This is a genomic window from Flavobacterium frigoritolerans, assembly GCF_025847275.1.
In the GTDB taxonomy this organism is placed as follows: Bacteria; Bacteroidota; Bacteroidia; order Flavobacteriales; family Flavobacteriaceae; genus Flavobacterium; species Flavobacterium frigoritolerans.
Genome location: NZ_JAOZEV010000005.1, coordinates 189167 through 215312, shown reverse-complemented (window position 1 = coordinate 215312; position 26146 = coordinate 189167). Strand labels below are relative to the sequence as shown.

At 33.6% G+C, this 26146-nt stretch carries 21 protein-coding genes and 1 pseudogene; 10 read left to right on the top strand and 12 right to left on the bottom strand.

All coding sequences use genetic code 11. From position 1 onward, the window contains the following. The first annotated feature begins 6 nt into the window (after positions 1-6). Positions 7-1248 (top strand): peptidase U32 family protein, encoded by a 1242-nt coding sequence (locus tag OIU80_RS08900; RefSeq protein ID WP_264286677.1) that lies wholly within the window; start codon positions 7-9, stop codon positions 1246-1248. Continuing rightward, positions 1248-1478, top strand: a complete 231-nt coding sequence (locus OIU80_RS08895; RefSeq protein ID WP_042563582.1) for a ferredoxin — start codon at positions 1248-1250, stop codon at positions 1476-1478. The genes OIU80_RS08900 and OIU80_RS08895 overlap by 1 nt, the downstream gene beginning before the upstream one ends. Before the next feature lie 58 nt (positions 1479-1536). Here OIU80_RS08895 and OIU80_RS08890 read toward each other — a convergent pair whose 3' ends face one another. After that, a complete protein-coding gene (locus OIU80_RS08890) occupies positions 1537-2553 on the bottom strand; it encodes an oxidoreductase (RefSeq protein ID WP_264286676.1) in 1017 nt (338 codons plus the stop codon). 481 nt (positions 2554-3034) lie between these two features. Here OIU80_RS08890 and OIU80_RS08885 point away from each other — a divergent pair, with 481 nt between their 5' ends. The 6 genes from OIU80_RS08885 (at position 3035) to OIU80_RS08860 (ending at position 12097) form a co-directional block, all read left to right on the top strand. Beyond that, positions 3035-4354 carry a PSP1 domain-containing protein gene (locus OIU80_RS08885; protein WP_264286675.1) on the top strand — a complete coding sequence of 440 codons (1320 nt, stop codon included), beginning with the start codon at positions 3035-3037 and terminating at the stop codon, positions 4352-4354. Then, positions 4338-4817 carry a gliding motility lipoprotein GldH gene (locus OIU80_RS08880; RefSeq protein ID WP_264286674.1) on the top strand — a complete coding sequence of 160 codons (480 nt, stop codon included), beginning with the start codon at positions 4338-4340 and terminating at the stop codon, positions 4815-4817. Before OIU80_RS08885 ends, OIU80_RS08880 begins: the two co-directional genes overlap by 17 nt. Before the next feature lie 11 nt (positions 4818-4828). Further along, on the top strand, positions 4829-7132 hold the full coding sequence (locus OIU80_RS08875) for a penicillin-binding protein 1A (protein ID WP_264286673.1): 2304 nt from the start codon (positions 4829-4831) through the stop codon (positions 7130-7132). A gap of 364 nt (positions 7133-7496) precedes the next feature. Continuing rightward, the gene (locus tag OIU80_RS08870) at positions 7497-8198 is read left to right on the top strand and encodes a CoA transferase subunit A (RefSeq protein WP_264286672.1); all 702 of its coding nucleotides are present in this window, start codon (positions 7497-7499) and stop codon (positions 8196-8198) included. Positions 8199-8294: 96 nt separating this feature from the next. Further along, entirely contained in the window at positions 8295-8951 is a 657-nt protein-coding gene (locus OIU80_RS08865; RefSeq protein ID WP_264286671.1) for a CoA transferase subunit B, read from the top strand. Between the two features lie 368 nt (positions 8952-9319). Continuing rightward, positions 9320-12097 carry a M4 family metallopeptidase gene (locus OIU80_RS08860; RefSeq protein ID WP_264286670.1) on the top strand — a complete coding sequence of 926 codons (2778 nt, stop codon included), beginning with the start codon at positions 9320-9322 and terminating at the stop codon, positions 12095-12097. A gap of 49 nt (positions 12098-12146) precedes the next feature. Here OIU80_RS08860 and OIU80_RS08855 read toward each other — a convergent pair whose 3' ends face one another. The 8 genes from OIU80_RS08855 to hemB all read right to left on the bottom strand — a co-directional run bounded on the left by OIU80_RS08855 (position 12147) and on the right by hemB (position 20555). Then, positions 12147-12899, bottom strand: coding sequence for a hypothetical protein (locus OIU80_RS08855; protein ID WP_264286669.1), 753 nt, complete (start codon positions 12897-12899; stop codon positions 12147-12149). A 136-nt stretch (positions 12900-13035) separates the two neighbouring features. Further along, positions 13036-14475 (bottom strand): nucleoside recognition domain-containing protein, encoded by a 1440-nt coding sequence (locus tag OIU80_RS08850; protein WP_264286668.1) that lies wholly within the window; start codon positions 14473-14475, stop codon positions 13036-13038. Between the two features lie 329 nt (positions 14476-14804). Continuing rightward, positions 14805-15881 carry a winged helix DNA-binding domain-containing protein gene (locus OIU80_RS08845; protein WP_264286667.1) on the bottom strand — a complete coding sequence of 359 codons (1077 nt, stop codon included), beginning with the start codon at positions 15879-15881 and terminating at the stop codon, positions 14805-14807. Positions 15882-16058: 177 nt separating this feature from the next. Continuing rightward, positions 16059-16772, bottom strand: coding sequence for a 3'-5' exonuclease (locus OIU80_RS08840; protein WP_264286666.1), 714 nt, complete (start codon positions 16770-16772; stop codon positions 16059-16061). A 501-nt stretch (positions 16773-17273) separates the two neighbouring features. Continuing rightward, positions 17274-17750: a methylated-DNA--[protein]-cysteine S-methyltransferase gene (locus tag OIU80_RS08835; protein ID WP_264286665.1), complete on the bottom strand. Its 477-nt coding sequence runs from the start codon at positions 17748-17750 to the stop codon at positions 17274-17276. 430 nt (positions 17751-18180) lie between these two features. Further along, positions 18181-18579, bottom strand: a complete 399-nt coding sequence (locus OIU80_RS08830) for a c-type cytochrome (RefSeq protein ID WP_264286664.1) — start codon at positions 18577-18579, stop codon at positions 18181-18183. Positions 18580-18591: 12 nt separating this feature from the next. Continuing rightward, complete coding sequence (locus OIU80_RS08825; RefSeq protein ID WP_264286663.1) at positions 18592-19518, bottom strand: hypothetical protein; 927 nt, start codon at positions 19516-19518, stop codon at positions 18592-18594. A 44-nt stretch (positions 19519-19562) separates the two neighbouring features. After that, entirely contained in the window at positions 19563-20555 is a 993-nt protein-coding gene (gene hemB, locus OIU80_RS08820) for a porphobilinogen synthase (RefSeq protein WP_264286662.1), read from the bottom strand. 231 nt (positions 20556-20786) lie between these two features. Between hemB and OIU80_RS08815 the strand changes: the two genes are divergently transcribed. Both OIU80_RS08815 and OIU80_RS08810 read left to right on the top strand, forming a co-directional pair. Further along, positions 20787-21419 carry a hypothetical protein gene (locus OIU80_RS08815; protein ID WP_264286661.1) on the top strand — a complete coding sequence of 211 codons (633 nt, stop codon included), beginning with the start codon at positions 20787-20789 and terminating at the stop codon, positions 21417-21419. 4 nt (positions 21420-21423) lie between these two features. After that, a complete protein-coding gene (locus OIU80_RS08810) occupies positions 21424-23235 on the top strand; it encodes a hypothetical protein (RefSeq protein WP_264286660.1) in 1812 nt (603 codons plus the stop codon). Positions 23236-23316: 81 nt separating this feature from the next. Here the strand turns inward: OIU80_RS08810 and OIU80_RS08805 are convergent, their stop codons facing one another. From OIU80_RS08805 to tnpA, 3 genes and pseudogenes are all read right to left on the bottom strand, one after another. Beyond that, positions 23317-24219, bottom strand: a complete 903-nt coding sequence (locus OIU80_RS08805; protein ID WP_264286659.1) for a fructose bisphosphate aldolase — start codon at positions 24217-24219, stop codon at positions 23317-23319. An 81-nt stretch (positions 24220-24300) separates the two neighbouring features. Then, positions 24301-25245, bottom strand: coding sequence for a DUF4421 domain-containing protein (locus OIU80_RS08800; protein ID WP_264286658.1), 945 nt, complete (start codon positions 25243-25245; stop codon positions 24301-24303). 70 nt (positions 25246-25315) lie between these two features. Next, positions 25316-25774, bottom strand: a pseudogene (gene tnpA / locus OIU80_RS08795) (IS200/IS605 family transposase). Between the last annotated feature and the right edge of the window lie 372 nt (positions 25775-26146).

The following is a 26146-nucleotide window of genomic DNA, read 5'->3' as shown; positions in this document are numbered from 1 at the left end:
TCCATCATGACAATAAACAATACAATTGAACTTATGGCTCCCGCAGGGAGCTTTGAGTCACTTCAGGCTGCGCTTGATAATGGCGCCGATTCTATTTATTTTGGAGTAGAACAACTCAACATGAGAGCACGCTCAACTGTGAATTTCACTATGGACGATTTACAAGAAATTGCCAATCGTTGTGCAACCAAAAACGTACGAAGCTATCTCACTTTAAACACAATTATTTATGACCACGATTTATCGGTTGTAAAAACATTATTGAACAAAGCCAAAGAAGCTAACATTACCGCTGTAATTGCATCAGACCAAGCTGTAATTGCAATGGCAAGAACAATTGGTATGGAAGTACATATCTCGACCCAACTTAATGTCACTAATATCGAAACCATAAAATTCTACAGTTTATTTGCTGATACAATGGTTTTAAGTCGTGAATTAAGCTTGCGTCAGGTAAAAAGTATCACGGAACAAATTGAAAAAGAGCAAATAAAAGGCCCGAACGGAAATTTAGTTGAAATCGAAATTTTCGGACATGGTGCTTTATGCATGGCTGTTTCGGGGAAATGTTATTTGAGTTTACATTCTCATAATTCCTCAGCAAATCGTGGTGCTTGCAAACAAAATTGTCGTAAAAAATATACTGTTATAGATCAGGAAACTGGTTTTGAAATCGAAGTTGATAATGAATACCTAATGTCGCCAAAAGATTTATGCACACTTGATTTTCTAGATCAAGTTATGGATTCAGGAATTCAGGTTCTTAAAATTGAAGGCCGCGGTCGCGCACCAGAATATGTGGCAACAGTAATAAAAACCTATCGAGAAGCTATTGATGCTTACTACGAAGGAACTTTTTCAAAAGAAAAAATTGCAATCTGGATGGAATCTTTAAACACAGTTTACAATCGTGGTTTTTGGTCAGGATATTACCTAGGACAAGAATTAGGGGAATGGAGTGACATTCCAGGCTCTGCAGCAACCCAAAAGAAAGTCTATGTAGGTAAAGGAACTCACTTCTTTCCAAAAGCAGAAGTTGGGCAATTTAAAATTGAAGCCTACGACATTAAAATTGGAGATAGAATTCTTGTAACTGGACCAAGTACTGGGGCTCAGGAAATGGTAATCGACGAAATGTATGTAAACGACATTGTAGCCGATAAGGCAACAAAAGGAGATGATTGTACCTTCAAATTACCTTTCAGAATTAGAACCTCTGATAAATTATATAAAATTGTAGAGGCGTAATGGTTATTGTAACACTACAAAGAGACAAATGTATCGGCTGTAACTACTGCGTAGAAATGGATCCAGTACATTTTCAGATGTCAAAAAAAGATGGAAAATCAGTTTTGATACATTCGGTAAATGCAAAAGGTTTTTTTACTTTAAAGTCACCGAATCATACTATTGTAGAAAGCTGTGAATTGGCAGCAAAAGCTTGTCCAGTAAAGATCATTACGGTAAAGGAAACCTAAAAGAAAAACCCTATTCTATTTGATATAGAATAGGGTTTTTCTTTTTTATAAGGTTAAATTAGTGTCTGTTATCACAATTTAAAAAAACATCAGGTTCATTTTTATCTAAGAACGAAATCCCTGAACAACCGAAAGAAACATATTCAAAACCAAAAACTACCTCTGGTTTATTCTTAAACAGTTTACCAGTCCATTGACTAACTTCTTTATCCTCACTATTATCGTTTAATTGCGCTAGCGAACTACTTTCGCTCTCACGGTAATACTTATCACAAACAATTTTGTTTGTTTTTTCCGCTTTAACAATCAACCTTCTCAACAATACCGTTTCTTCTTTTATATAATCCTGTAAAAAGTATTCAAATCCGTTTGATTTATAACTATAAGCCTTTTTTTCACTTGCCATTTTTATCAAATCATTATATTCCGGATTTATAGCTGTAACAGGCACCTTAGTAATTGTTGTTTCTTTCCACTTTATAGCTTTCAATTGCTTCATTGCAAAAGGATTCTTTGAACCAATGCAAACCAAAGTATTCAAATAATAGGAGTCAAATCCTTTTAGTAATTTGGGATCTAGTCCAAATCCAATCATATAATCATGCTGTGAATAAGGCCAATCTGCCCCGTATACATTTATAGCAGCCACTACTTTTAAAGATTTTACAGAAAATGCATTAACAATATTGGAGGCATAATCGTACACATAAACACTATCTTTTTCTGCTATTTTCATTTTAGATAGCATTCTGTTTCTATATGTCGAATTTAATACTAGATATTGAGCGTCTTTTTCTCCTAATTTTTCAACATCAGGAATAGCAAGAGAATCTTTATGTTCGCTCAATTGATACTTATCAGACAAGGATATTAGCGCAATAGTATCCTTTTCGCCAAAAATTGAGTTAACATTATATATATCCAAATCAGACATTTTTTGTGTTTCTGCAGCAACAACACTAGTAAGAGTTGTGTCTTTTTTAACTGAATTTATGTTTTTTTGATCCAATGGCTTTTTATTCATACAGCTAATAAAAAAAGGGACTGCGAATAAAACGTAAAATAATTTGTTCATGGGTTTTGTTGTAAATAGTATAAAATAGATTGCTAATATTTCAAGGTATTGACAATGATCTCAACAGCAAAATAACAATTTGCAAGTCAGTAGAGCGTGACTCATGTCAATGAGGGATATTTCGTTTTTTAAATCAATACTCAAGGTTAGGATTTTAAGATAAAACCTATAAACACAACCCAAATATAAGTTTAAATAATTATTTAAGAATAATCAGGATAGTTTTTTTATTCAAAAAAACTATCCTAAAACAGTAAGTTCTTTTAACTAAGACAAATAAATAGCAAAAGAATTTTCTTGATAAATCAAGTTTCATACTAGAACAAAAACCATTAATTTTCTCTTAAATAGTACTGTCTTTTGTATTTAACGTAGCATTAGTGTTAATGCATTAAAAAGCAAACTAAAAAAAATACTATCTTTACACATTAATCTTTTTAAGAACTTAAGTTGCATTAATTGCAACACTACATATAAAATTATGGCATGTACAAGTTGTTCAACTTCTGATGGTGGCGCACCTAAGGGTTGTAAAAATAATGGGACTTGCGGCACCGATAGCTGCAATAAATTAACCGTTTTTGATTGGCTTTCTAATATGAGTTTACCTAACGGAGAAGCTCCTTTTGATTGTGTTGAAGTACGTTTTAAGAACGGTAGAAAAGAATTTTTTAGAAACGTAGATAAATTAACTTTAAGTATTGGAGATATCGTTGCAACTGTAGCGTCTCCAGGGCATGACATAGGAATTGTAACTCTTACAGGTGAATTGGTAAAAATTCAAATGAAGAAAAAAGGAGTTAATCCAGCAAGTAATGAAGTTCCTAAAATTTACCGCAAAGCTTCTCAAAAGGATATCGACATTTGGTCGGCAGCTCGTGAAAGAGAAGAACCTATGAAAGTTCGTGCACGTGAATTAGCGATTGCTCAAAAACTAGAAATGAAAATTTCTGACATTGAATTTCAAGGAGATGGCTCGAAAGCCACTTTTTATTATACTGCAAATGACAGAGTCGATTTTAGACTTTTAATTAAAGATTTTGCTAAAGAATTCAGCACTAGAGTCGAAATGAAACAAGTTGGTTTCCGTCAGGAAGCTGCTCGTTTAGGAGGAATTGGTTCATGCGGAAGAGAATTATGTTGCTCTACTTGGTTAACCGATTTTAGAAGTGTAAATACCTCAGCGGCTCGTTACCAACAATTATCTTTAAATCCACAAAAACTAGCTGGACAATGCGGAAAATTGAAATGCTGTTTAAACTATGAGCTAGACACTTATATGGATGCTCTTAAAGATTTCCCAGACTATGATACTAAATTAGTTACTGAAAAAGGTGATGCTATTTGCCAAAAACAGGACATTTTTAAAGGATTAATGTGGTTTGCTTATACAAATAACTTCGCGAATTGGCATGTTTTAAAAATTGATCAGGTAAAAGAGATCATTGCTGAAAATAAGCTTAAAAACAGAGTTTCTTCTCTTGAAGATTTTGCAATAGAAGTTACTCAAGAGCCTGAAAAAGACTTCAATAACGCTATGGGTCAAGAAAGCTTAACTCGTTTTGACCAACCTAAAAGAAAGAAAAAACCAGCTAAAAAACGCAAAACTATTGGCGAAAATGCTGCTGTAGCTCCTGCAATTGCTCCCAACAATCAAGCACCAAAAAATCAAACTCCAAAAGGCAATAAGCCAGCTGGAAACAACAATAACAACAAGCCCAATAACAATACTGCTAATGATAAAAAACCAGCAGGACCTAGAAAACCAATAATTATTACAAAAAATGAGAATAAAAAATAGCGGGATTCTTCTTTTAGTGGCTATACTTCTTTTTTCATGCGATAAAAAAAGAGTATTTGATGAATACAAGTCTGTTGGATCTGCTTGGCATAAAGACAGCATTGTAACATTTAATTTACCCGAATTAGATTCAACCAAACGATACAATTTATTTGTAAATTTGAGAGATAACAACAGTTATCCTTTCAATAATATATTTTTAATTGTTGCTATTGAAACCCAAAGCGGATTTACCAAAGTAGATACCCTTGAATACCAAATGGCACATCCTGATGGGACTTTAATGGGCAATGGATTTACGGATATAAAAGAAAGCAAACTCTTTTATAAAGAGGACGTTAAATTTAAAGGAAAATACAAAGTTCATATCAAACAAGCCGTGAGAGAATCAGGAAAAGTTCCTGGTGTACAAAAACTTGAAGGGATTACTGATATAGGTTTTAGAATTGAAAAAAAAGATTAGAATAGATTTATATGGCTGCTAAAAAAAACAATCCAACAAAAACCGATAAAGACATAAATTATTACAAAAAGACCTTTTGGAAAATTTTTGGCTATGGTTTATTAGGTGTTATTACCTTTTTCTTATTTGCTTCATGGGGAATTTTTGGTTCTATGCCTTCATTTGAAGACTTAGAAAATCCAGATTCTAATTTGGCTACCGAAATCATCTCCTCAGATGGAGTTGTTATTGGTAAATATTTCCAGACAAACAGATCACAATTAAAATATTCCGACTTACCTAAAAGTCTAGTCGAAGCACTTGTAGCAACCGAAGATGAACGTTTTTACGAGCATTCAGGTATTGATGGACGTGGAACTTTAAGAGCCATTGCCAGCTTTGGAACGAGCGGAGGTGCAAGTACGCTAACACAACAATTGGCAAAACAATTGTTTCACGGAGAGGGATCAAAATTTTTACCTTTTAGAATTGTACAAAAAGTAAAAGAATGGATTATCGCCATTCGCCTAGAAAGACAATATACTAAGAATGAAATTATTGCAATGTATTGCAACGTATATGATTTTGGTAACTATTCCGTTGGTGTAAGTTCTGCTGCGCAAACCTACTTCTCTAAGGAACCAAAAGATTTAACCATGGACGAATCGGCAATATTAGTCGGAATGTTCAAAAACTCAGGTTTATACAATCCAGTAAGAAATCCACAAGGCGTTAAAAACCGTCGTAATGTTGTGCTTTCACAAATGGAAAAAGCGGGTATGATTACTAACGATCAAAAAAACAAGTTACAAGCCCTTCCTATTTCATTGAAATTCAAACTAGAAAGTCACCGTGAAGGAACTGCAACTTACTTTAGAGAATACTTGCGTGACTACATGAAAAAATGGGTAGCCGAAAATAAAAAACCAGATGGTTCAGACTACAACATTTATAAAGATGGTCTAAAAATATACACCACTATCGATTCTAGAATGCAATTACACGCTGAAGAAGCTGTTGCTGCGCATATGAAAAACTTACAAGAAGAGTTTTTCCAACAATCGAAAACAAACAAAAACGCTCCTTTCGTTAATATTTCTGAAGCCGAAACGCAACGAATTATAAACCAAGCAATGAAATCTTCATACCGTTGGTCAGTAATGAAAGCTGCCGATAAAAGTGATGAAGAAATCATAAAATCATTTAGCGAAAAAACAAAAATGACTGTGTTTACTTGGAAAGGAGAAAGAGATACTATAATGACACCTCTAGATTCTATACGCTATTACAAACACTTTTTGCAAGCTGGTTTAATGGCAATGGAACCTCAAACTGGTAGCATCAAAGCATGGGTTGGTGGAATCAATTACAAATATTTCCAGTATGATCACGTAGGACAAGGTGCAAGACAAGTAGGTTCTACATTCAAACCATTTGTTTACGCAGCTGCAATTGAGCAATTAAATATGTCTCCTTGTGATTCGATTCTTGATGGACCATTTATGATTCACAAAGGACGTCATCACGTTACAGCCGATTGGGAACCAAGAAACTCTGACAACAGATACCGTGGAATGGTAACTTTAAAACAAGGTTTAGCTAACTCCATCAATACCGTATCAGCAAAATTAATTGACCGTGTTGGACCTGAAGCAGTAGTTGAACTAGCACATAAATTGGGAGTAAAATCTCAAATTCCAGTGCAACCTTCAATCGCGTTAGGTGCAGTTGAAATCACAGTCGAAGATATGGTTGCTGCTTACAGCACATTTGCAAACCAAGGTGTTTATGTAAAACCGCAGTTCCTAAACCGAATTGAAAATAAAAGTGGCGAAGTAATTTACGAGCCAATTCCAGAATCTCATGATGTACTAAACAAAGACATTGCCTTTGCCGTAATTAAATTGCTTCAAGGTGTTACCGAAAGTGGTTCGGGTTCACGTTTACGTACTGAAGGTGGTGGTAGCGGAGACAAACGCTGGACAGGATATCCATATATGTTCCGTAACCCAATTGCAGGTAAAACAGGAACAACACAAAACCAATCTGATGGATGGTTCATGGGGATGGTTCCTAACTTAGTAACAGGTGTTTGGGTAGGTTGCGAAGATCGTTCGGCACGTTTCAAAAGTATTACTTACGGACAAGGAGCAACAGCTGCCTTACCTGTTTGGGGGTATTTCATGAAACTTTGTTATGCCGATCCTGCTTTACAAGTATCTAAATCTGAATTTGAAAGACCTGCAAATCTTTCAATAAAAGTAGATTGTTACTCGGCTCCAAAAGTCAAAGACACAACAGACACCGAGCAAAATACAGACGAATTCGAACTGTAGTTTAGCTTCATATTAAAATAATACAATATCCTTTTGCGCCTTCTGAATTTTCGGAAGATGCAAAAGGATATTTTTTTTTGGAATAAATTGATTACAGATTAATCCAAGAAATAAAAGATTTACCGCAAAGGGCACAAAGCTTAATCTATAAAATAACTTTGCGGTTTTGTCTTTGTGAACTTTGCGGTTAATTTCCTTGCCACAGATTAAAAGAATTAAAAGGATTTAAAAACTTTGCGAACCTTGCGTAAACCTTAGTTCCCTTTGCGGTTAAAACTTATATTTATTTTTTTACGAAATCGTTATAATTCAATCAAAAATTGGTATTTTTATCAAAAATATACGTCAATACAAGACAAATAATATGATTAGTAAAAAAGTCAACACAGTTCAGGAAGCAATTCAAGGAATCAAAAACGACATGACAATTATGTTTGGTGGATTTGGTTTATGTGGCATTCCAGAAAATACTATTGCCGAATTGGTAAAAACAGAAACCTCAGGTCTTACTTGTATCTCAAACAATGCAGGTGTAGATGATTTTGGTTTAGGATTATTATTGCAAAAAAAGCAGATTAAGAAAATGATTTCTTCTTATGTAGGCGAAAATGCCGAATTTGAACGTCAGATGCTTTCAGGAGAATTAGACGTAGAACTTATTCCACAAGGAACATTAGCAGAACGTTGCCGCGCAGCCCAAGCTGGAATTCCTGCTTTTTTCACCCCTGCGGGTTATGGAACCGAAGTTGCCGAAGGCAAAGAAGTTCGCGAATTTAACGGAAAAATGCATATCATGGAACACGCTTTCAAAGCTGACTTTGCTATTGTTAAAGCATGGAAAGGCGACGAAGCTGGGAATCTTATCTTCAAAGGAACTGCCAGAAACTTCAATTCTTGTATGGCTGGTGCAGCAAAAATAACCATCGCCGAAGTAGAAGAACTCGTTCCTGTTGGTACATTAGACCCAAATCAAATTCATATTCCCGGAATTATGGTACAGCGCATTTTTCAGGGAGAAAAATTTGAAAAGAGAATTGAACAACGTACAGTAAGACAAAGGAATTAGATAATTGAGATAATAAGGCAATTAGATAATTAATTTAGATTGTGCAAAGTGATACATTATCTAATTATCTAATTTCCAAATTGACACATTAAAACTATGTTAACAAAAGAAGATATTGCAAAACGAATTGCACAAGAGCTTAAAGACCGTTATTTCGTGAATTTAGGCATCGGAATACCAACATTGGTAGCAAACTATATCCCGAAAGGAATTGACGTTGAATTTCAAAGCGAAAATGGCGTTTTAGGAATGGGACCTTTCCCTTTTGAAGGAGAAGAAGATGCTGATGTAATTAACGCAGGAAAACAAACAATTACAACACTTCCGGGAGCCAGTTTTTTTGATTCGGCTTTTAGTTTTGGAATGATTCGCAGCCAAAAAGTAGATTTAACTATTCTTGGAGCTATGGAAGTTTCTGAAAACGGGGATATTGCCAACTGGAAGATTCCCGGAAAAATGGTAAAAGGAATGGGTGGAGCTATGGATCTAGTAGCTTCTGCCGAAAACATCATTGTTGCTATGATGCATGTAAACAAAGCTGGAGAGTCTAAAATACTAAAAAAATGCAGTTTACCTTTAACTGGAGTTGGGTGTGTAAAGAAAGTTGTTACCGAATTGGCTGTTTTAGAAATTACACCAAAAGGTTTTAAACTATTAGAACGAGCTCCTGGAGTTTCTGTAGAACACATTATTGCTTCAACCGAAGCAAACTTAATAATTGAAGGTGATATTCCTGAAATGATTATCAATTAACGATTCATTCTAAAACTCATATAAAAAAGGCTAACACGTAAAAATGTTAGCCTTTTTTTATTTCAAATACTCCGCTAGCCTGCCAAAATCAAAACAAATACACATAATCAACTAAACAACAATACATTAGCATGTTTTAAAATCAATGATTTAACAATAAAAACAAGTTATTTCTGACGATTATAAATATTATGTTATTGTTTAATAAATATTCCATAACAAATGTTGTATTTTATCGATTAAAGGCAATTATATCCGTTTATTTAACAAAATGTTTATAATTTTATAATTAATTAAAGTATTTACCTACATGCTTTAATTGATTTATAAACTAATTATTAAATTAACATTAAACCCCCAAATCGATTATGAAAAGTATATTACCCAAAATTGCCACAACAACCGTTGTTGTGCTTACATTCTCTTTATCAGCATTTGCGCAAATAACCGATAAGCGTGTAAGCCAAAAAAATGTATCCGAAAATGGACAACCTAGTCTAATCACCTTTAGTGACAAATCGACCTATAGAGGTTCTGATTCTCAAAAGGTATTTCAGGATCAATTAGGCTTAAAGGAAAACCAATCCTTTGCAAGAGTCAAAACCGAATCTGACCCACAAGGCTACACTCACGAAAAATTTCAATTGTACGAACAAGGTATTAAAGTAGAGTTTGCAAACTACACTTTACATTCAAAAGACGGTAAATTAGTCTCTATGAATGGTGAATATTACAATATCGAAAAGGTAAAAACAACACCCAAACTCTCTGCTCAAGATGCCTTTAATAGAGCAATTAATTATACTGGTGCAAAACAATACTTGTGGGAAACTCCCCAGGATGCCAAAGCGATTGGTTATGAAAAACCAAAAGGCGAATTGGTATTCTTACCAGCAATGGAAGATCAAGGTACTGCCAGAACAAGCGACAAGGTTCGTTTAGCCTATAAATTTGACATTTACGCAACAAATCCTGTGAGTCGAGGGGATTTATACATAGATGCCGAAAACGGTCAAATATTGTTCTATAATGCAACTATAAAACATCTTGGAGAATACAGCCATGGAAACAAGGCTAAATCGACTAATGCAAATGCAAAAGACCAAAAGAATGATGTTAATTCTAAAATAGCCTTTGTTGCAGCAAATGCAGCTACACGTTATAGCGGAACGCAAGTAATCCAAACTACTTTAAGCGGATCTTCATACATACTTGCCGATGCGACAAGAGGTTTAGGTATAAACACGTATAATATGAAAAAAGGAACTAGTTATACGGCTGCTGTAAATTTTACAGATGCTGATAACAACTGGACAGCAGCTGAGTATGCAAACGCTAACAAAGACAATGGTGCATTAGATGCGCATTGGGGAGCCGAAAAAACATATGATTATTGGTCAACCGTACATGGCAGAAATAGTTATAATAATGCAGGCGCAATCATAAAAAGTTATGTGCATTACAGTAATGCATACGACAATGCCTATTGGGATGGTAGCGTAATGACTTATGGAGACGGAAGCGGAACTTATTTTGATATCTTAACAGCTATTGATGTTGCAGGACACGAAATTGGTCATGCGGTTTGTACTTATACAGCAAACTTAGCCTACCAAAAAGAATCTGGTGCGATGAATGAGGCTTTTTCAGATATTTGGGGGGCTTGTATTGAGTTTTACGCAGCACCTACGAAATCTGTCTGGTTAATTGGTGAAGATATAGAAAGAAGAGCAGGTCATCTTTCTCTACGTTCTATGAGTAATCCTAAAGCCGAAGGTCAACCAGACACGTATGGTGGTACAAACTGGAAAGTTATTAATTGTGGAACTCCTACTCAATCAAATGATTATTGCGGCGTTCATACCAATTCAGGAGTATTAAATCATTGGTTTTATATCTTGTCTGTAGGTAAGACAGGAACAAACGACATTGGTAGCTCATATAGTGTAACAGGAATTACGATTGATAAAGCAGCAAAAATTGCATATCGTTTAGAAAGTGTTTATCTAACTGCTAATTCAACTTTTGCAAACGCTAGAACATCTGGAATACAATCGGCTATTGATTTATACGGTGCTGGTTCACCAGAAGTAATTGCTACAACAAATGCATTTTATGCCGTAGGTGTTGGAGCTGCTTATGTAGGTTCTACAGATACAATTGCTCCAACTGCACCAACTGCGCTTGCAGCGTCGGGTACAACTGGAACAACGACTAATTTATCATGGACTGCTGCAACAGATAATGTAGCTGTTACAGGATATGATATTTATGAAGGAGCAACTCTTAAAGGTTCATCTGCTACTACAAGCTATACTGTAACTGGATTAACAGCTTTAACAGCTTATACTTTTAGTGTAAAAGCCAAAGATGCTGCCGGAAATGTTTCACCAGCAAGTAATACTGTAAGTGTAACAACATTAGCCAATACAATAAGCTATTGTGCCTCACAAGGAAACAGTACTACCGATGAAAAAATTGGTAAAGTTGTATTTGGTACAATTAGCAATACCTCAACAGGAACAGCTGGTTATGAAAACTATACTGCTATTTCAACCAATGCAGCGGCAGGAACTGCTTACACAATTACAATTACTCCTTCTTGGACTTCTACAACTTACAATGAAGGTTATGCCGTTTTTATAGATTACAACCAAGACGGTGATTTTGCAGATTCGGGTGAAACTGTTTGGACAAAAACTGCATCAAAAACTACTCCTGTAACAGGAACAATCACAATTCCAGCTTCAGCTACTCTTGGAACTACACGATTGAGAGTTGCTATGAAATACAACGGAATCCCAACTTCTTGTGAGGCTTTCTCTTATGGTCAAGTAGAAGATTACTCTGTAAACATTACTGCTGCTGGCCCAATTGTATCTCCAGAAATAGCTTCGGGAATAATCGAAACAACGGATAACACTAGTTTTGCTTTATATCCAAATCCAGTAGATAATGAGTTAAATGTTTCGTTAGCAAAAAGCGATGGAGCAACTTTTAGGATTACGAATACTCTTGGACAACAAGTAAATTCAGGACAATTAAGCGGAACTTCTATAGATGTTAGCAAATTAAATACTGGTATTTACATCATAGAATTAAATAATGGAGGAAAAAGAATCGTTAAGAAATTCGTTAAGAAATAATATGTTGCTTACTAAAAACGGAAAAGCCTCGCAATGTGCGAGGCTTTTTTTATTCTGCAAATTGAGGATAAAATTCATTAAATGTAATGTCTTTTTTCCAGTATACCTTTTCCTTTGGGGTCAACAATCGTTTTTCCCATTTATTGTTTTTCAGATGAAACACGATAGAATCCGAATGTTCAACGGTTCCCATATCTTCATCATTAACATCTTCTTTACCACCGTAAGAAACTCTTTTACTATAAAAAGAAACAGGTTCATTTTTAGGATTTATTCCTCCAAATTCTAACCAACTTCCCCAACCGCCGTCACTCATAGAATCCCAATCGTGTACAAGCTGTACATTATTATTTTTTAAATAAAACAAATAGTGTTGTCGATTATATCCACAAGCTTCATAACCAAAACTGACATGGATAAAAGGCGATACTGTAGCATTGTCTTCATCTGATAAACCATATGTAGCACCCCAAGCCGAACCTTCGGTAAATGGGACAATGGTAACTTTCTCTGATCCTACTTTTGTTTTATTTGTAAAAAAATCAAGTCGATATTGAATAGTTATGAGGCTGTCTTTATCTATTTTTTTATCTAAAAAAGAAGCTAATACATAGTTACTCTCCCCTATTTCTTCATTCCCAGAAATAAATATCGTATCAATTTTTGGGGTAACAGTATTAAATGCTGGCTTTGCAGTCATTTCTTTTTTGTCTTCTTTAGTCCACTTAGGGCCTACTGTTGCTGGTTCTTTTTTACAACTTACCAGAGCCAACAAAAACAACGTAATGTAAATTCTATTCATATTAATCAACTAACGTTTAAGCTAATAGACTTGTTATTAAAAAAAGCAACAATAATGCAATTGCAATGTATTTTGTGTATTTACCTGTTTTCATACTATTTTATATTTATATAATTTTTAATTTAAATGCTGTTTACTAAAAAAACCAACTTGCCACAAATATAGCTGTAATCACACAAATTACATCAACCAAAAGCATAGTTCCTAAAGCATAGCGGGTATTTTTTATATTTACAGATCCAAAATAAACAGCAATTACATAAAAAGTACTTTCAGCACTACACTGAAAAATACTGCTTAATCTTCCGGTTAAAGAATCTGCTCCAAAAGTATTCATAGAGTCAATCAAGAATCCACGTGAACCTGCAGAACTAAAAGGACGAAGCATAGCTACTGGCAACGCATCGGTAATTTCTTTACTCACACCCATATTCGAAAAAATAAATGCAATCCAGTGGCTGATAATTTCAAATAAACCACTGTTTCTAAATAATGAAATAGCCACTAACATTCCTAAAACGTAAGGAAAAATAGTAACTCCTGTCTTCACTCCATTATTTGCTCCTACTACAAATGCATCAAAAACGGTGGTCTCTGCATCAATAAATTTTTTCTCATGTCTAAGAGAGAAAACCAACGTAAACCCAATGATTGCAAACAATATTAATCCTGAAAGATTTGATGTAAAGAAGTTTTTACCAATTAAATCTAAACTATTTACATAGAATAAAAGTCCAACAATGGCAGCAATCATAACCATCAAGCCTACAACCAAAGAGGCGCTTTTGAAATTAATTTTTTGCTTGATTCCAACAATTAAAAAAGCAGCAATAGTTCCAATAAAAGAGGTAATAATACAAGGCAACATTACATCGGCTGGGTTTGTTGCTCCAGCAGCTGCACGATACCCAATGATAGAAGTTGCAATTAGTGTAAGACCAGATGCATGCAGACACATAAACATAATCTGTGCATCACTGGCTTTATCCTTATCTGGGTTTATTTCTTGTAAACTCTCCATCGCTTTAAGTCCAAATGGAGTCGCGGCAGAATCTAATCCTAAGAAGTTAGCCGCAAAATTTAAGGTCATGTATGAAATTGATGGGTGATTTTTTGGAATACTAGGAAACACCTTTACAAACACTGGACTCAACCCTTTTGCTAATTTTCCTGAAGCTCCAGAAATGATTAAAAGCTCCATTAATCCACAGAAAAAAGCCAAGTAAGCAATAAGTGGAAGAATTAAATCAACCAAAGTGCTCTTACAAGTCGGTAATAAACCATCTGATTTTTGAACTCCGCTAAAAATCTTTACAGTTTTGTTTTTATAAACATAGGTCGTATCAGCATTAGCCTCATCACGATTGATAATTATAGTATTATCGGGCGCTTTTTTAATGCTATCTCTGATAAAAGCAGGGATTTGCTCAATATACTTTTCAGATATTAAAATAGGCTCATCTTTCTTGCCATTCAAAACATAATCAATAGTATATGTATTACCAGTAAACAAACTGATTACAATAAAAGCAATTGACGAAATGAATATCGCTAGCCAAAATCTACTTAACACCATAATTATATATTTTTTGTAAATGTAATTATTTAGCAATAAAATGCACAACCATTTTATTGATGAAACTCGAAGTTTTATTATAGATCAAAAAAAAAACATTATCAGATTTTAATATGTCACCCCGATGGGGTTAAAACAACGAACTTTAATTATTGTTATAATAGCACATTCCCAACGGAGTTTCTGTAGCCCTGACGAAGCATTGGATCTATAGAAAAACAACTAATAATCAACTTAATACCACCTTTTCTAGCATCATATTTACAGAAAATGTTACAATATTGCATTAATAACTCCGTAGGAGCAACTTAAAAATCTGTACCTATATTTTACTCGATAACAATTTTAGCTTCTAAATAACTCTCAAAAGGTTTTATAGCTTCCAAAACAAGACTCTTTTTATCGGCAGAAATTGGTTCAAAGAAATTGGTTTCTATCTTTATATGCTGCTTTTTTACTGTTCGTTTCCATGTTCCGATAACTTTTTCATCTTCTATAATTATCGGCCAAAAGATACCGTTGTTTGTAAATGCATTAGCCTGATGTTCTTTTGCAATGGTTATCTCCCGCGTTTTATATGAAATTAAAATCTCATCAAAAGAAGGTAGAAAATGAATACTTTTAGGAATCTCAGTTTCTGATGGAAGCCCTTTTTTAAACCAATATTTTTTACCATCAACTTCAATCGAATCTAACTCTGATTCAACAGAATGAATAGCCAGTTTTGCTGTTGTAGCAGGAAAACCCGACCACCACGTAAAATCTAACAATGTTGCAGGACCATGACTTTCAAAATATCGTTTCGCTAATTTTGCCAGCCCTTCTTCTTTTGTTAGTTTACCATTTGTTTTCGGAACTTTTTCTTCTAATAATGAATATGTTAACTGCTTCCCTTTCATTATTCCATTACAAACTAAACCATCTAATTCTGCATTCATCATAACTATGGTACTATTCAAAAAACCCTGACCTGAATCTCTTTGAATATTAAGCTCCTGCATAATCTCATCACGGGTTAGCGAATTGTTCCCTGCTAATATCTTTTCTATCGATGAATTAATTTTATGCAGTTTCTTTTCGTCAAAGCCATTTTTCTTTGCTGCTGATAGTACAATCTTTTTTACTTGAGGCCCTGAAACATCGAGCATCCAGTAAATATCATCCGCAGAAACAAAATGCCAAGTTGGACGTAAAATATGCGTTCGAATAATTTTTCCTGAATTAATAGCCTCTTCAATACTCTTTTCAGAAGCATCACATCGAGAACCAACCGCCCATTTCGCCATTGAATAATCCTGAGCCTGCATGGCTCCTAAATGTTTTACAATCTCTTGAGGTTCATGAAAGTTTGTTTTCAGAATTTTTTGAGAAATCATTCTTAACAAGGCTATTTCTGGATGTGTCATTTTTTAAATTTTATTAAAACATACAAGTTGTATAAGTGCTTTTCTTAAAACATTTTAACTAATTTCTTTGTATTAATTGTTTCTCGCAAAGACGTTAAATCATATTTTTTTATCGTTGCTTATTTATCCACTGCCTCTTTTCAACTCTGTGCCTTTGAACCTTTGCCTCCTTAAAAACTAAACATGAATAATTTCATCATCAATCAATAAATCCTCTCGGCGTAAGCGCAGAAAAATTTGGGCTACAGCAATCGTATCTTTTTCACAATAAGTAACAATTCTGTCGATGTCTTTCTCAACATAAAAAACATGTCCTACCTGACTTCCATCGATATCTCCTTTTGGAGAAGGAACTCCTAAGATTTTAGTCAATAATTTTAGAGAGGTAAAGTGCTTGTAATCACCGAACTTCCATAGTTCCAATGTATCTAAATGTGGTACTTCCCATGGTTTTTTTCCGAATAAATTCAGCTTATCTGGAATCGCAATTTGGTTGATAATCATTCGTCTGGCGATAAACGGAATATCGAATTCCTTTGCATTATGCCCACATAAAACATGATACGGTTTATTGTAATGGTTGTTTAATAGATTATTGAAATCTTTAAGAATTTTTACCTCATCTCCAAAAAATGATGTTACTCGAAAATTTCGGATATCACCTTTGATGGTAAAATATCCAACAGAAATACAAACGATTTTACCAAACTCTGCCCAAATTCCAGCACGGTCATAAAATTCCTCGGCGGTAAAATCTTCTTTTCGCTGATATTGTGTTTTATGTTCCCAAAGTTCTTTCATCTCATCATCCAATTCATCGAAATCAGCTGTTTCAGGAACAGTTTCTATATCTAGAAAAAGGATGTTGTTTAGGTTTAATTTTTCAATCATTATTATAGACTACTTAGTTTTTTAGACTTACTTAAACATTCTTAGAATGTTAGACTTTGCTTAAAAAGTGTTGATCACTAATTCATCGCCTGTATAAATATACTTAAAATTTGATACTTTCAAAATTCTATCTAATTCTTCATTAAATCACAATAAAGTAAGTCCCAGCAGGACGCTATATTTATAAAAAATTTAATTGTTTTTTTTAAGAACCCCATCGGGGTGACATATTTCGCAATTAGAAAGCGAACATAGATATCGCTCCGCTGGAGCTTTTGGTACAAGAATATATATTGGCTATAAACATTCTGCTCCGCTGGAGCTTATAGAGTATCAACTCAATGTTTTTATTCAAAAAAAAATCTGTTTTAATCTGCTACTCGAACGATAGTAAACAGTCGAAGCAAATCTGCGAGCGTATTTTTAAGTTAGCAATTCTCTCTCAAAGTCCCACCACTTTCTTTTAATCTGTCTCTATTCGTGAAATTTACATTAGGCAAATCAAAACAAACTTTGCTGTTTCACTGGATTTTCATGTTCTAGTAACCATTTTTTTCGCCATAATCCGCCTGCATATCCTGTTAATGAACCATCGGTTCCTATTACGCGATGACATGGAACAACTATCCAAAGTGGATTTTTACCATTTGCAGATGCTACAGCTCGAATAGCTTTGACATCTCCTAGTCTTTTAGATAGTTCTAAATAGCTCATGGTTTTACCAAATGGTATCTCAAGTAATCCTTTCCAAACTCTTTGCTGAAAATCTGTTCCTTTGGGGTTTAGCTTAAAATCAAAATCGGTTCTTTTGCCTAAAAAGTAATCATTTAATTGCGAAACAGCTTTTTGCAACTCGATTGCAATTACCCCTGAAACCGCATTATCACCAGCGTTAGCAACGGTAATTTCTGAAATTCCATTTTCATCACCAACAATTTTGGTGATTCCTAATGGTGAATTAATATAAGCTGTTTCCATTTTATAAAAGTAAAAAAATAACAATAACGATTTACAATTTATCGCAACCTTTCATCCTAACCTTTGTCATAGTTTTGAACTTTGCCAAAGGTCTACTTCAGGTTATTGACCTAAATCATTTATTATTGAGTTCCTTACGGAGATTCTTCGACTTCGCTCAAAAAGACAAGATTGTGTTTGTTTCTCTTAAACGAATACCTCATAAATATATTACTTTAGGTTAATTTTGTCACCCTGAGCGGAGTCGAAGGGCTCGCAAACTTATACATATAGAACGAATCATGCCTACTAGGTTTTGGAAACCTTACAGAAACAAAAAAACCACTCGTAAATACGAATGGTTTTTGTTTTTTTTAGCCCCGATAGAAGCGGCATCCTTTATGTTTTTCCTTTAAAAACATAAAGATATAGCGGAAAGCGGGATAAGCTCCTACTTTAAAAAGCTATAAAAATAGGCTTCGAGTGCTTTTAGTTCTTCGTCGGACATAGCCTGTGTTACAGGAAAATTTGTCTTCATCACTTCAAACTGACTTGGATCAACAATTGGGTCCCCTTTTCCTTTAAGAAATGTAACCATATCTCCATTTTTATCTTTATATATTTTGGCTATTTCTTTAATGCTTGGACCAATAACTTTTTGGTCTACCTGATGGCAGGCAAAACAGTTTCCTTGTCCTTCAAAAATTGCTTTCCCCAATTCTTCTGGCGTTTTAGCTGCTAGAGTAGCAGATTCTTCGGTTGGCATTCCTGAATTATCTATCGTTACTTTCTCTTCTTTTTTACAAGAAACGAATGCAAGTATTGCAAATGCAAGTATTATTTTTTTCATGCTTCTTAATAATTATTTCTTCATTGCTTCAAATTCGTAACCATTGGCAAGAAGTTTAGCAACAATTAGTTTAGAAAGTAAATCTCCTTCTCCTGTTTTTGGCGACACTTTAAGCTCAGAAATTATAGCATCTGGAAGACTTTGTTTTACATTAAATGATTTTTCATCCTTTGTAATTATTTGTTCTCTAATATTTCTACCTGTTATAGGATTTTTATATCCTGGTTTAGAAAAATACCATGTAGCTATTAATCTAGTGTATGATTTTTCTTTTATAGACCCTTCATCTATTTTAAATAAAGAATTCACATTGTAAGTTAAAACAGGAGGAAAACCACCAACTGTGACAATATTTTCTTTCACTATTTTACCAATTACAACATCTTCGGTTACTGTACGAAGCCCTTTAAATAACTCTTGAGGTTGTACAATATCCCCATTTTTATTAACCTTGATGTTATATTTAATCAATACATCTAGGTCTTTTTTAAGGTCTTCGACAGTCTTTTCATCAGCATCTTCGAAATCTTTTTGAATATTTAAGTGGGTATCTTCTATAAATTCTGAAAGTGCTTTTTCATCTATTCCACCTGGAACAAGAAACTTATACTTCTCATTAACTACACTAGCAACAATACCCCTTTGAAAACTCAAACCTTGATCTGCGCCATAATCTACTAATTCTTTAGTTTTATTAGTATTTAAATCTGTAATAACACACCAGTATATCAATGAACCGTCTAATAAAATTGTCTGTTTCTTTTCTACAGAAAATTTGGGAATTTTATCAAGAGTACTAAAAGTATAAATTGTCTTTTTCTTATCAAGCATAGCAACTTCAACTCCGTCAATACTAATTACATCTTTTTTAATTTTAATTTCCTGTCCAATTACAGTTCCAAAAGCAAGCAACATAAAGCTAACCACTAAATTTTTCATAGGTTTTATTTTAATTTTCACCAAAAATACTATTTTTAAAATATCTACCTATTTAATATTACTGCTGCTTCTTTTGCAAAATAAGTTGAGATAATACTAGCTCCTGCTCTCTTAATGCAATATAGTTGCTCAATCATAATTTTGTCGTGATCTAGCCAACCTCTTTCGGCTGCGGCCTTTACCATAGCGTATTCTCCCGAAACCTGATATACTGCAACTGGTACATGAACTGCATTTTTTACTTCTCGAACAATATCTAGATAAGCAATTCCTGGTTTTACCATAACAATATCTGCTCCTTCCTCAACATCTAGTAATGCTTCACGAAGTCCTTCGATACGGTTGGCATAATCCATTTGGTATGTTTTTTTATCTTTTGGAACATTCTGAGAATCTACTGGAGCTGAATCTAATGCATCTCGAAATGGTCCGTAAAATGCCGAAGCATACTTAGCACTATAACTCATGATTCCTACATTGTGGTGTCCGCTTTCTTCTAATGCTTTACGGATTGCAAGAACTCGACCGTCCATCATATCACTTGGGGCAACAAAGTCAGCTCCAGCATCGGCGTGGCTTAAACTCATTCGAGTAAGTGCATCTACCGTTGCATCGTTAATAATTTGTCCGTTTTCTATAATTCCGTCATGTCCGTAAATAGAAAATGGATCAAGTGCTACGTCTGGCATTACAATCATTTCTGGAACTGCATCTTTTATCGCACGGATTGCTTGTTGCATTAATCCGTCTTTGTTCCAAGCTTCTACCCCTTTATTGTCTTTTAAGTTCTCACTTACTTTCACATAAAGATTAACTGCTTTTATTCCTAATGCCCAAGCTTCTTTTACTTCTTTTATAGTATTATCCAATGAATGGCGGTATATTCCTGGCATTGATGGAATCGCGACTTTTACATCTTTCCCCTCTGCAATAAACATTGGAAGCATAAAATCGTTTGGACTTAGGGTAGTTTCACGAACTAAAGAGCGAATAGATTCATTAGTTCTTAAACGGCGGTTTCTTTGTAGTGGGAACATAAGTGTTTTTTTATAAAATTTTAAGAAGTATGCTAATGCAAAAAAGCCTTAACATTCGTTTTAAAGTTGAAATTAAAATTGTGTCGCAAAGTTAAAGAAAAATCAACAGAATAAGGTTTTTAGCATTGTTTAGAATGCGTTAATATTATCTAAAATTTACTGTTTTTAAAATACTTTTTAAGAATCTTCTTATGTGATGGTTTTTCAAATATTTAAATTTAAATTTGCCTAATGAAGAAAATTCTCGCTTTGTGCTGCTGTTTCCTCTTAACAGGATGTTTTGAGATAACGGAACGAATCAAACACCATGACAACCAAAGTGGTGAATACACTCTTATGGTTGACTTTTCGAAATCATGGTTCAAGACAAAATCGGCCATTTGGCTCGAAGAAGTTGATGGTGTGAAAATCCCAAATGAGCAAGAAATCACTAAGAAGCTAGCTGACTTTAAAGCCAAAGCTTTAAAAATAGACGGAATTACAAACGTAAATACCAAAACTGATTTTGAAAATTATATTTTCATTATTAAACTGAATTATGCGAATGTAAAAGCGCTGAATGCTGTCGTAAACACCATCAATAATCAGACTGACCAAATACACTTTAGCAGTAACGCTAAGGGCTTTGAGAGAATTGCCTCTTATCCTGTTCCTGAGAATCTGGTAAAAGACCCTAAGAAAAAACAAGACTTGGAGCAAGCCAACATTATATCAATTTACACTTTTGACCGTGATATTGCAAGCACCGATAACCCTAACAGTAAAATCTCTAAAAACAAAAAGACTGTTTTTTTAAAACAAAGTATGTATGGTGTACTTAAAAAATCGTCTTTAATGAACAATACAATCTTATTAATTCCCTAGTTATATGAAGCATTTTTTTACTTATTTTATTCTATTGACATCATTTTTAGTCAATAGTCAAACCAATACTAAATCATACGATTATTTTGTACAATTCAACGGCGACCAACTTTCTAAAAAAGTAAATATTCTTGATGTATTAAATCATTCTTTAATTAATAAATATACCGAAGGCAAGCCTGATATAGACATTAAACAATATGCAAATCTTTTTAAATTAGACCAAAAAATTAGCATTCACGGAAATTTCACAGATAGTATTCCGTATTATCAAGTTACGATTCCTGTTAAGAATAGAAATGATATTAAGCAGTTTATGGAGAAACTGCATGCAAAAAAAGATACTGATTCTGTTGCAACAGCTACAATTGAGCATTTCCCCCTATATTCTCTAATAACTGCTGCAGATAAAAAAAGCACTATGGCATGGAACGATAATTATATTGTTATTGTAGGCTTTACTAAAAAATACAGTTCTAATCTATATGATATTCCAGAAATTCAGGAAGAAATTACTGTTGATGAAGCATCAAATGAAGGAGAGCCCGTTGAAGAATCTCCTATTGATGTTAATACTCCGTATACAATAGAGGAAACTACAGACTCTACAGCTGTTTACACAGATAATTATTATGCTGAGTATGAACTCGGACGTACTACTTTTGATAGCTTACAATCCATAAAACGAAATGAATTTATCAAATCTCTTTTCGAAAAAGGTTTTACTGCTCCATCTTCTGATAAAATAAATGCTACCGCAGATATCTCCTCTTGGGTTAATTACAGCGCGGCTATGTCATCTTTTTATGATGCTTATGCTACTTTGTCTCAATTTACAACTTACAATAAATTTTTACCTTCTCAGAAAAACTGGGGCAATCTTGTAAAAGGAATCAACCTGGATTTTTATTTTGACAACGACAATGCTCGTGTAGAAGAGATTATTGAATATTCTAAGCCTATGGCTGATATTGTGAACAAAATAGCCAATAGAAAAATCAATAAAAGCATTTATAATTATTTCCCTGACAAGAAACCGTTGGGTTATATGAGTTATCATCTTAACACAAAAGAAGCATTAAAAAACTTTCCGACTTTAACAGCTGAAATTTTAAGCAGTGCTGCAATAACGAAGGATGATATGAGTATTGTAACGGATTTAATTTCAACTATAGTTGATGAGGAAGCCACTGCGACTCTTTTTGATGGCGATTTAAGCATGTTCTTACACGATGTTAAGGAAATTGAGCTAACAAAAAAATCTTATGAATATGACGATAATTATGAAGAAATAGAAGTTGAGAAAAAAGAAAAGAAATCAATTCCGCTTTTTTCAATGGTTTTTACCTCAACGCATCCAACATTTGGTGACAAACTAATACAGTTAGGAGTTCGTAAAAAATTGTTAGTACAAAAAGGAAACTATTACGAAATCGCCGGAACTAAAGGAGAATATGGTGATTTATTTATTCTGAAAGATAATGATGTAGTAGTAATAGGAAATACTCGCGATTACTTTAACGCCAATAACGGGTCGTTTGTAAAGGAAGTAAAAAAAGACTTAAAACAAAATTACTTTTTAGCAAAGCTTAATATTCCTGAAATTTCTAATGCTTATAGTCATACTGCGGAAACAAAAACAGCCGATATTAAAAAAATCGACCAATTTGCTACACAGTTTAGCGATATTACACTTCAATCTTCGAAAAAACTGATTGATAATAAGTTGAAATTTGAATTACGATTAAATTCATTGAAATCAAATAAGAATATCATTCTGCAAACACTAGACTTTGTTCAGGAGCTTAGTAAATAATCTAGATTTCATTATAAAAAAAGGAAGAAGTATCGTACTTCTTCCTTTTTTTTATGTTATAATTCTGTCTTCTGATTTATTTTATGCAATAGAAGCTACATAAATTCCTTTAATTGATTTACCTAGTTTAGTATTAAAATCATCGTCAGATTGACCTACTGTTAATCCTTCAGACAATGCTCGTGAGAAACTTGCAATCAATCCGTGATTTTGTGCCAATTTATGATTGGCTTCTTCTTGAGCATATCCTCCTGACAATGCCACAACACGTAACACATTTGGATTAGACATTAATTCACTGTAAAAATCATTTTTAGTTGGAATAGACAGTTTTAGCATCACTTTTACATCTTTACTTAGTGAACTAAGTTGTTTTAGAATTTCCTTTTTTAGAATTTCTTCTGATTCTTCCTTATCAACGCTATAAATATCAACCTCTGGTTCAATAATAGGAATGAGTCCTTTTTCGAAAATTTGCAAACCTACTGTAAATTGTTGCTCTACTACTTCACTAATACCCTTAGCATTTGCTTCTTTAATAACAGAACGCATTTTAGTTCCAAAAACATTTCGCTCTATAGCTTGCGTTAACAATTCATCTAAGTTAGAAATAGGTTTCATCAATTGCACACCATTTGCAAGGTCAGCAAGCCCTTTATCGACTTTTAAAAAAGGAACTATACTTTTTTTCTCCCACAAATAATCGGCAGTCCATTGATCGTCAATTTTACGATTCATTGTATTTTCAAACAAAATAGCCCCTAGGATATATTCTCTATCAAACGCAGGACTCTTAATGATTCGTGTTCTCATCTCATGTACAAGTGTATACATTTCTTCCTCATTTGTATAGCTGCTTTCTTGTACACCATATTGCGCTAATGCCTTTGGTGTACTTCCTCCACTTTGATCTAGTGCAGCGATAAATCCTTTTCCAGAATGCATACGATTTAATTGTGCTATGTATCTTTCTCTATTTTTCATAAATAATGAATTTTATTTTACTATAAATCGTAACTAAGATAAGCATTCCGTTTGTGTATATTGTTTACTATTCTTAAAATATTAAAGTCCAGTCTTCCTACTTACCTTTTCATAAACTTCTTTTACTTTATTCGGGGCATTAAATCGGTAACCTGCGGTAATCTTGAAAGTCGATATATTATCATTTAAACCAATACTATCTGTTTCACCCTGAATGAAATTGATATGATTAACATTCATAAATACAAAAAAAGAATCGGAATTGTACCCCATTTTTAAACTTGTATCTATTTCGTAGAGCACCTTTGTCTCTCCATCAGTAATGTAGATTCCTGCACCCATAGATAATCCTGCAGAAACCAAAACATGTTTTCCTAAAACCAAGTTATAAAAATAAGATGGTGCCAGCGAGAATAAATATATATCTCCATTTATTCTATCCTCTGGCGATTTGTATTTTATGTTAGTATAATAAGCTGAAAAAGCAGGAATAAAACTCCCTGCGCTCTTCGTCTGCCACTCGTTCTGACCTGCAATAGCTTTATACGAGAATTTTTTATTGAAAATATACGATGTAGCTCCTCCTATTTTTAACGAACGAAATCCTGGGAAAGCGGCATTTATCCCATCTTGACTTACATAAAAACCTTTTTGATAAAAATAAGTAAAGCTCTGCATCCATTGTTTATGATACAATCTTGCATTAAAATTTAAAAGCTTAGAATCGGTATTGTCTTTATTAGCATTTAAAAATTTGGGAGAGAACCCAAATGATAAATCAACAAACTTAAATGAAACAGAAGCACCAAGTTGCTCTTTTCGATTAGGAACCAAATCAAGCGTTGCTTTCTCCGCTCCTGGAACAGGATAAACAATCTGAAAATTATTGGATGTATCCAGATAATAAATACTCGCTGTTACTTTATCATCGTATGATTTAAAATATGGATTTTGTAGCGAATCTTTTTGAGCAAAACACCCAAAAACTCCTGCAAAAAACATACTATAAATCAATTTCAGATCCATTCTTTATCTTTATAACAAGTCTAATTTAATATCGTATAGCTCATTGGAGCGAAATCTTTATTCCATTACATTAAATCTCTTCAAACAGATATTCGTTTTTAAAATCTACTTTAAATAATTTTAAAAATTCAATATATTCGTCTTTAAACGTTTTAGCTTTATGATGTGCCTCTTGATTACGAATGTAATTTATAACATTTGGTAATTGAGAATGACTGTATGAAAAAGCGCCAAATCCTGTTTGCCATTCAAACTTTCCATTAATCCACTTATTGTCATTTATAAATTTAGAAGAATTAGCCTTTATATCTCTCACCAAATCCGATATTGTTTTGTCAGGTTAAAATCCAACTAAAATATGAATATGGTCAGGCATCCCGTTAATTGCAATCAATTTTTGACCTTTATTTGTAACAATACCTGTGATATATTTATAAACTTCATCTTTCCAAGTTACTGAAATTAGGTTTTGTCTGCCTTTAACAGCAAAAACAATATGAACATATATTTGAGAATAAGTGTTAGCCATATAAATTATTGATTTAGGGATATTGCCTGTTTAGCAATTAAAAGAATAAACCTACAAAAAATATTGTAATATAACATCCAACCAATCGATAAATATGCCACCCCGATGGGGTTAAAATAAATGAACTTACTAAATTCTATAAGTATAGCGTCCCGCTGGGACTATAGATTCATTAAATAATATAGTTCCAGAGCACCATTATATTTATAGCTAATTTAACACTATAAGTATGTCAACTCAGACTACGTTAAAATAAATGAACTTACTAAATTCTATAAATATAGCGCCCCGCTGGGACTATAGATTCATTAAATAATATAGTTCCAGAGCACCATTATATTTATATCCTAATTTAACACTATAAGTATATCA

Coding starts and splice junctions, on each gene's coding strand:
- OIU80_RS08900 (WP_264286677.1), top strand. CDS start 7: ATGACAATAAACAATACAATTGAACTTATGGCTCCCGCAGGGAGCTTT.
- OIU80_RS08875 (WP_264286673.1), top strand. CDS start 4,829: ATGGCTGCTAAAAAAAACAATCCAACAAAAACCGATAAAGACATAAAT.
- OIU80_RS08880 (WP_264286674.1), top strand. CDS start 4,338: ATGAGAATAAAAAATAGCGGGATTCTTCTTTTAGTGGCTATACTTCTT.
- OIU80_RS08825 (WP_264286663.1), bottom strand. CDS start 19,518: ATGAAAAATTTAGTGGTTAGCTTTATGTTGCTTGCTTTTGGAACTGTA.
- OIU80_RS08800 (WP_264286658.1), bottom strand. CDS start 25,245: ATGGATCTGAAATTGATTTATAGTATGTTTTTTGCAGGAGTTTTTGGG.
- OIU80_RS08890 (WP_264286676.1), bottom strand. CDS start 2,553: ATGAACAAATTATTTTACGTTTTATTCGCAGTCCCTTTTTTTATTAGC.
- OIU80_RS08860 (WP_264286670.1), top strand. CDS start 9,320: ATGAAAAGTATATTACCCAAAATTGCCACAACAACCGTTGTTGTGCTT.
- OIU80_RS08805 (WP_264286659.1), bottom strand. CDS start 24,219: ATGAAAAATAGAGAAAGATACATAGCACAATTAAATCGTATGCATTCT.
- OIU80_RS08840 (WP_264286666.1), bottom strand. CDS start 16,772: ATGATTGAAAAATTAAACCTAAACAACATCCTTTTTCTAGATATAGAA.
- OIU80_RS08850 (WP_264286668.1), bottom strand. CDS start 14,475: ATGGTGTTAAGTAGATTTTGGCTAGCGATATTCATTTCGTCAATTGCT.
- OIU80_RS08885 (WP_264286675.1), top strand. CDS start 3,035: ATGGCATGTACAAGTTGTTCAACTTCTGATGGTGGCGCACCTAAGGGT.
- OIU80_RS08865 (WP_264286671.1), top strand. CDS start 8,295: ATGTTAACAAAAGAAGATATTGCAAAACGAATTGCACAAGAGCTTAAA.
- OIU80_RS08895 (WP_042563582.1), top strand. CDS start 1,248: ATGGTTATTGTAACACTACAAAGAGACAAATGTATCGGCTGTAACTAC.
- OIU80_RS08835 (WP_264286665.1), bottom strand. CDS start 17,750: ATGGAAACAGCTTATATTAATTCACCATTAGGAATCACCAAAATTGTT.
- OIU80_RS08870 (WP_264286672.1), top strand. CDS start 7,497: ATGATTAGTAAAAAAGTCAACACAGTTCAGGAAGCAATTCAAGGAATC.
- OIU80_RS08815 (WP_264286661.1), top strand. CDS start 20,787: ATGAAGAAAATTCTCGCTTTGTGCTGCTGTTTCCTCTTAACAGGATGT.
- OIU80_RS08855 (WP_264286669.1), bottom strand. CDS start 12,899: ATGAATAGAATTTACATTACGTTGTTTTTGTTGGCTCTGGTAAGTTGT.
- OIU80_RS08830 (WP_264286664.1), bottom strand. CDS start 18,579: ATGAAAAAAATAATACTTGCATTTGCAATACTTGCATTCGTTTCTTGT.
- OIU80_RS08810 (WP_264286660.1), top strand. CDS start 21,424: ATGAAGCATTTTTTTACTTATTTTATTCTATTGACATCATTTTTAGTC.
- hemB (WP_264286662.1), bottom strand. CDS start 20,555: ATGTTCCCACTACAAAGAAACCGCCGTTTAAGAACTAATGAATCTATT.
- OIU80_RS08845 (WP_264286667.1), bottom strand. CDS start 15,881: ATGACACATCCAGAAATAGCCTTGTTAAGAATGATTTCTCAAAAAATT.